Here is a 6,028-nt window from a genome sequence, read left to right on the forward strand (position 1 = left end):
GGGGGAGAGGGGGGGGGGGGAGGAGGGGGGGGGGGGAGAGGGGGGGGAGGGAGGGGGGGGGAGGGGGGGGAGGGGGGGGGGAGGGGGGAGATGAGGCAAGGAGAGGAGGGCAGAGGAGGGACCGAGACGGGAGTGGAGTGCAGAGGTGTGCTCGGCGGAGCGCGCGCGGGCGGGGTCGAGCAGGCCGCGCGCCAGGGGCACGGCCCGTTCTCGCTCGCCGACCTGAGCTATCGCGTCTACGTGCGCGACGCCGGCGATACCGAGGCACTGGCCGCGATCGAGCGCGTGCTGCGCGAGGCGGTCGGCCCCGGCGTGCGCCTGCTCGTCGTTCATGCGGACGTGTGCCGCGACGACCTGCTGGTCGAGATCGAGGCCAGCGCGGGTCATGAGGAGGCGTGGCTGTCATGAAGCGAGAAAACCTCACGATCGAGCAACCGGCCCCGCACGCGGGCGAGGTCGACGAAGCCTGCCGGCGGTCGCCGGCAAGTCATAAACTTTTGTCAGGATCCCCGTCTTCGCAATCGGCCGTTTCCATGTCCAAGCTGCACGCCTCGTCCACCCATCTCGTCCTGATTCCGAGCTACAACCCGGGCACCAAGGTCGACACGACCGTGCGCAATGCCCGCGCGCAATGGAATCCGGTGTGGGTCGTGGTCGACGGCAGCACCGACGGCAGCGCCGAACGGTTGCAGGCGATGGCCGAGCGCGACCCGGGCTTGCGCGTGATCGTGCTGCCGGAGAATCGCGGCAAGGGCGCCGCGGTGCTCGCCGGGCTCGACGCGGCGGCCGCGAGCGGCTTCACGCATGCGTTGACGATGGATTCCGACGGCCAGCATCCGGCCGACCTGATTCCCGCGTTCATGACCGCGTCGCAAGCCGCGCCCGACGCGATGGTGCTGGGCGTGCCGAAGTTCGACGCGAGCGCGCCGCAGTTGCGCGTGCAGGGCCGCCGGCTGTCGAATGCATGGGCCGATCTCGAGACGCTGTGGGCCGGGATCGGCGATTCGCTGTACGGGTTTCGCGTGTATCCGGTCGCGCCGCTGGCCGCGATCATGCGCCGCCAACCGTGGATGCGCGGCTTCGACTTCGATCCCGAGGCGGCCGTGCGGCTGTGCTGGGCCGGCGTGCGGCCGATCCGCATCGACGCGCCGGTGCGCTATTTCGGTCGGCATGAAGGCGGCGTCTCGCATTTCCATTACGGCCGCGACAACGCACTGCTCGCGTGGATGCACCTGCGCCTGTTCACCGGCTTCGCGGTGCGGCTGCCGATGCTGGTCGCGCGGCGGCTCACGCGGCGCCACGACCAGACCGCCTGAGCGGGCCCGCTTTCCATTCCGGTCGCGCCCGGTCGCGGCGATTGCGCCGCTTTTCGTCGTCAATGCCACGATGACGTGCCGCTTCGTTTCAATCCGATAAGTAATGAACGTGTCATCGGATGTAAACATCTGGTAATTTTCTGCCGGATTATGCAAAATCGCCGCTCCCAAATACAACTATCGAGGGATTCCGGGATGCAACTCAAGAAAGCGGTGGCAGCGTGTGGCGTGGCGTTTCTGTTGAGCGCGTGCGGCGGGGTACAGAGCCTTGACGCGAACAGCCTGACGTCGGCGGGGACCAGCCTGTACAAGGCAGCGACGCTGTCGGATGCCGACATCGCCGCACTGTCGAACGACTCGTGCAAGTCGAGCGATGCCGAATCGAAGATCGCGCCGGCGAACAGCGCGTACGCGAAGCGCCTGACGAAAGTGATGAAGGGCTTCGGCGACATGACGCTGAACGGCCAGAAGATCAACTACAAGGTCTACATGACCAAGGACGTCAACGCGTGGGCGATGGGCAACGGCTGCGTGCGCGTGTACAGCGGCCTGATGGACCAGATGAACGACGACGAACTGCGCGGCGTGATCGGCCATGAAATGGGCCACGTTGCACTGGGTCACTCGAAGAAGGCGATGCAGACGGCCTACGCGGTCAGCGCGGCACGCACCGCGGCCGGCGCGGCCTCGCCGGGCGTGGCGGCACTGTCGAGCTCGCAGCTCGGCGACATCACCGAGAAATTCATCAACGCGCAGTTCTCGCAGACGCAGGAAAGCGCGGCCGACGACTACTCGTTCGACCTGATGAAGCAGAAGGGCATGAACCAGAAGGGCCTCGTCACCGCATTCCAGAAGCTCGCGAAGCTCGACGGCGGCCAGAGCTCGATGATGAGCTCGCACCCGTCGTCGGCGAGCCGTGCGCAGCACATCGAAGATCGCATCGCGAAGGGCAGCTGATCGCGCAACCGGTCGCCTGCCGCAGCGGGCGGTCAACCGGCGCAATGAAAAACCCCACGCTCTTCCGGGCGTGGGGTTTTGTTTTTGGGGTGTGCGCCGCTTACGGCACCATGCCCGGCAGCACGTACGCCTGCGCGAGCGTGATCAACCCGACGATCACCGCGAACAGCAGGCTGTGCCGCACCGTGAAGCGGAACAGCTCCGACTCCTTGCCGACGAGTCCCGTCGCCGCGCAGGCGACCGCGATCGATTGCGGCGAGATCATCTTCGCGGTCACGCCGCCCGTCGTGTTCGCGGCCACCGCGAGCGTCTCGGGGACGCCGAGCTGATGGGCCGTGGCCTGCTGCAGCGAGCAGAACAGCGCGTTCGACGACGTGTCCGAGCCCGTCAGGAACACGCCGAGCCAGCCGAGGAACGGCGAGAAGAACGGGAACGCTGCGCCGGTCGCGGCCAGCATCAGCGCGAGCGTCGACGACATCCCCGAATAGTTCGCGACGAACGCGAACGCGAGCACGAGGCCGATCGACAGGGTCGGGCGCGTCAGTTCCTTCAGCGTCTCGCCGAACGTGACGAGCGCGTCGCGCGGCTTCATCCGCAGCAGCACCATCGAGATCAGCGCGGTCACGAGGATCGCGCTGCCCACCGCCGACACGAGATCGATCTTCAGCACCGCGTCGAGTGCCTTCGGCGTCGCGGCGATCGGCGCGGTCTTCACGACGAGCTGGTCGAGTCCTGCCACATGAAACTTCAATACGGTCGACGCGAGCGCGCCGTGCGCGGCGAACAGCGCCTTGAACGGCGCGATGCTCCAGACGGTGACGACGGCCGTCAGGATCAGGAACGGCGACCACGCGCGCACGGTCTGCGCGAGCGTGTACGGCGACGCCTGCCGGCTCGTGCCGGTGCCGAAGCCGTTGCGCGGGCCCGCGCCGCCGAAGCCCGCGAGTGCGGCGCCGCCGCCCGACGCGACGAGGCCGTTGGCCGTCTGCTTTGCGGTGCGCGGCTGCCAGACTTTCAGGAACGCGGCGAGCGCGACGAGGCTGACGAGCGACGACGTGATGTCCGGCAGCTCGGGCCCGATGTGATTCGACGTGAAGTATTGCGTCACCGCGAAGCTGCCGCCCGCGACGAGCGCGGCCGGCCAGGTCTGCCGCACGCCGCGCAGCCCGTCCATCATGAACACGAGCCAGAACGGCACCGCGAGCGACAGCAGCGGCAGCTGGCGGCCGGCCATCGCGCCGATATGGAACGGATCGATGCCTGTCACCTGCCCGGCAACGATGATCGGGATGCCCATCGCACCGAATGCGACCGGCGCGGTATTTGCAATCAGACACAGTCCCGCCGCGTGCAGCGGCTTGAAGCCGAGGCCGACGAGCAGCGCGGCCGTGATCGCGACGGGCGCGCCGAAGCCGGCCGCGCCTTCGAGGAACGCGCCGAACGAGAAGCCGATCAGCAGCATCTGCAGGCGCTGGTCGTCGGTGATCGACAGCACGGACGCGCGAATGATGTCGAACTGGCCGGTCTTCACGACGATCTTGTACAGGAACACGGCCGCGACGATGATCCACGCGATCGGCCACAGACCGTACGCGAAGCCGAAGCCGGCCGCCGCGAGCGCCTGTGGCACGGGCATCCCGTACGCGAGGATCGCGACGCCGAGCGACAGCAGCAGCGTGATCGCCGCCGCGACGTGGCCCTTGAGCCGCAGCGCGGCCAGTGCGACGAAAAAGAAAATGATCGGGATTGCGGCGACGAACGCCGACAGCCCGAGGCTGCCGAGCGGGGTGTAGATCTGATGCCAGGCCTGCATGGATGTCTCCTCCATAGGTTTTTGTCGGTACGGCTTGAAAAACGAAACGGCTATTCGGGCTGGCCGCGTGCGCGCAGCAGGTCGGACAGGCTGCGCGGCGCCGGTTCGAGCGGCGTACGGTGCTGCGTCCAGCCCAACTGTTTCGCGGGCGTCAGTGCACGCAGTCGCGTTGCGGTCCAGCGGAACGCGCGGTACGCACGCGGATGCGCGAACGCTCCCGACCAGAAGCGCCACACGAGGTCTTCCGCGCGGTTGTAGTTCGCGCCCTGGCCGCGCAGCGGATGCGCAACGGGTTCGTCGGGCTTGCGGTTCGCTTCGGTGCGCAGCCGCACGAGCAGTTGCGGGATCGGGATCCGCACCGGGCACACCTCGCCGCAGGCGCCGCACAGCGTCGATGCGGTTGGCAGGTCGGCCGTCGCGTCGAGGCCGAGCAGGTGCGGCGAGATGATCTTGCCGATCGGGCCCGGATAGGTCGTGCCGTATGCGTGGCCGCCGATGCGTGTATAGACGGGGCAGTGATTCATGCACGCGCCGCAGCGGATGCACTGCAACGTCGCGCGCAGCTGCTCGTCCGCGTAGGCCTGCGTGCGGCCGTTGTCGAGCAGCACGAGATGCAGCTCGCGCGGGCCGTCGCGCTCGCCGTCGCGGCGCGGGCCGGAGATCAGGTTGAAGTAGGTCGTGATCGCCTGGCCGGTGGCCGAGCGCGTGAGCAGGCTCGACAGCGGCACGATGTGCTCGAGCTTCTCGACGACCTTCTCGATTCCCATGATCGCGACGTGCGTGTCGGGCACCGTCGTCGACAGGCGGCCGTTGCCTTCGTTTTCGACGAGCCACAGCGTGCCCGTGTCGGCCGCCGCGAAGTTCACGCCCGACAGGCCGATGTCCGCCTCGGCGAACGCGCGGCGCAGCGCGCGCCGGCCGGTCTGGATCAGCTCGTCGACGTCCTCCGTGTAACGCGTGCCGGGGATGTGTTCCTCGAACAGCTCGGCGATGTCGCCGCGCGTCTTGTGGATCGCCGGCATCACGATATGCGACGGTTTCTCGCCCGCGAGCTGCACGATGAATTCGCCCATGTCGGATTCGATGCAGTCGACGCCGTGCTCCGCGAGGTAATGGTTCAGCTCGATCTCCTCGCTCGCCATCGACTTGCCCTTGATCACGCGGCGCGCCTTCTTCGCCTGCGCGATGCCGAGCACGATCGCGTTCGCGTCGGCCGCCGTCTCGGCCCAGTGCACGTGCACGCCGGCTTCGGTGAGCTTCGTCTCCAGCCGTTCGAGCAGCGCGGGCAACTGCGCGAGCGCGTGTTGCCGCACCGCTTCGCCGAGGTCGCGCAGCTGCTGCAGCTCGGCGTCGTCGGGGAATTGCGATGAGCGCTTGCCTTGCAGGAAGTCCATCGCGCCGCGAAAGCTCTTGCGCAGCGCGGGATCGTCGAGCGCGGCGCGTGCTCGGGTCTTGAAGTCGCCGGGGGCGACGAATTGCAGCGTGTGGTCGCTCATTGCGGGAAGTCCTCGCTGGCGGTGGCGGCCGGGCGGGCGGCTGCCGTATCGGTGACGATCACGACCCACAGGCGGCGCGGGCCGTGTGCGCCATAGGCGAGCGTCTGCTGGATGTCGGAGGTCTTCGACGGGCCCGACACCAGCACGAGGTTGGTCGGCATGCCGGCGTGCCAGCGCTCCGCGTGCACGGCCGCATGCAGATCGGGATGCAGCGTGCTCGCGTGGACGAGCGCGACGTGCAGCGGCGGCACCAGCGACACCGTGCGCGGCGTGCCGGCATCGGGGGCGAGCACGACGGTGCCGGTGGCCGCGATGCCCGAGCGCGCAACGGTGAAGCCCGCGTCGATCGTGTCGAACAGTTCGGTCTTCCACGCGTCGATCGGCCGGTCGAACGGCACCGGCGCGACCGTGTCCGGCAGCGCGCGGGCGAGCGCCACGGATTCGGC

General features: G+C 68.4%; 5 protein-coding genes and 1 pseudogene. 3 read left to right on the plus strand and 3 right to left on the minus strand.

Translation table 11 applies throughout. The features are described from left to right. Positions 1–165: 165 nt before the first annotated feature. From G3N93_RS32365 to G3N93_RS32375, 3 genes and pseudogenes are all read left to right on the plus strand, one after another. Positions 166–408: pseudogene (locus tag G3N93_RS32365) on the plus strand (endoribonuclease L-PSP); the annotation flags it as partial. A gap of 125 nt (positions 409–533) precedes the next feature. Next, the gene (locus tag G3N93_RS32370; RefSeq protein ID WP_174942353.1) at positions 534–1,316 is read left to right on the plus strand and encodes a glycosyltransferase family 2 protein; all 783 of its coding nucleotides are present in this window, start codon (positions 534–536) and stop codon (positions 1,314–1,316) included. 195 nt (positions 1,317–1,511) lie between these two features. Next, on the plus strand, positions 1,512–2,273 hold the full coding sequence (locus tag G3N93_RS32375; protein WP_011353189.1) for a M48 family metalloprotease: 762 nt from the start codon (positions 1,512–1,514) through the stop codon (positions 2,271–2,273). A 100-nt stretch (positions 2,274–2,373) separates the two neighbouring features. Here the strand turns inward: G3N93_RS32375 and G3N93_RS32380 are convergent, their stop codons facing one another. The 3 genes from G3N93_RS32380 to G3N93_RS32390 form a co-directional block, all read right to left on the minus strand. After that, positions 2,374–4,086 (minus strand): lactate permease LctP family transporter, encoded by a 1,713-nt coding sequence (locus G3N93_RS32380; RefSeq protein ID WP_206134788.1) that lies wholly within the window; start codon positions 4,084–4,086, stop codon positions 2,374–2,376. A 50-nt stretch (positions 4,087–4,136) separates the two neighbouring features. After that, entirely contained in the window at positions 4,137–5,582 is a 1,446-nt protein-coding gene (locus G3N93_RS32385; RefSeq protein WP_206134789.1) for a LutB/LldF family L-lactate oxidation iron-sulfur protein, read from the minus strand. Then, a partial coding sequence (locus G3N93_RS32390) for an LUD domain-containing protein (protein WP_206134790.1) occupies positions 5,579–6,028 on the minus strand: 450 nt, incomplete at its 5' end. The genes G3N93_RS32385 and G3N93_RS32390, both read right to left, overlap by 4 nt.

The sequence above is a fragment of the Burkholderia sp. Se-20378 genome (assembly GCF_017104665.1).
Lineage (GTDB): Bacteria > Pseudomonadota > Gammaproteobacteria > Burkholderiales > Burkholderiaceae > Burkholderia > Burkholderia lata.

Excerpts from the sequence above, each read along its gene's own strand:
- G3N93_RS32370 (WP_174942353.1), top strand. The coding sequence starts at position 534 with ATGTCCAAGCTGCACGCCTCGTCCACCCATCTCGTCCTGATTCCGAGC.
- G3N93_RS32375 (WP_011353189.1), top strand. The coding sequence starts at position 1,512 with ATGCAACTCAAGAAAGCGGTGGCAGCGTGTGGCGTGGCGTTTCTGTTG.
- G3N93_RS32380 (WP_206134788.1), bottom strand. The coding sequence starts at position 4,086 with ATGCAGGCCTGGCATCAGATCTACACCCCGCTCGGCAGCCTCGGGCTG.
- G3N93_RS32385 (WP_206134789.1), bottom strand. The coding sequence starts at position 5,582 with ATGAGCGACCACACGCTGCAATTCGTCGCCCCCGGCGACTTCAAGACC.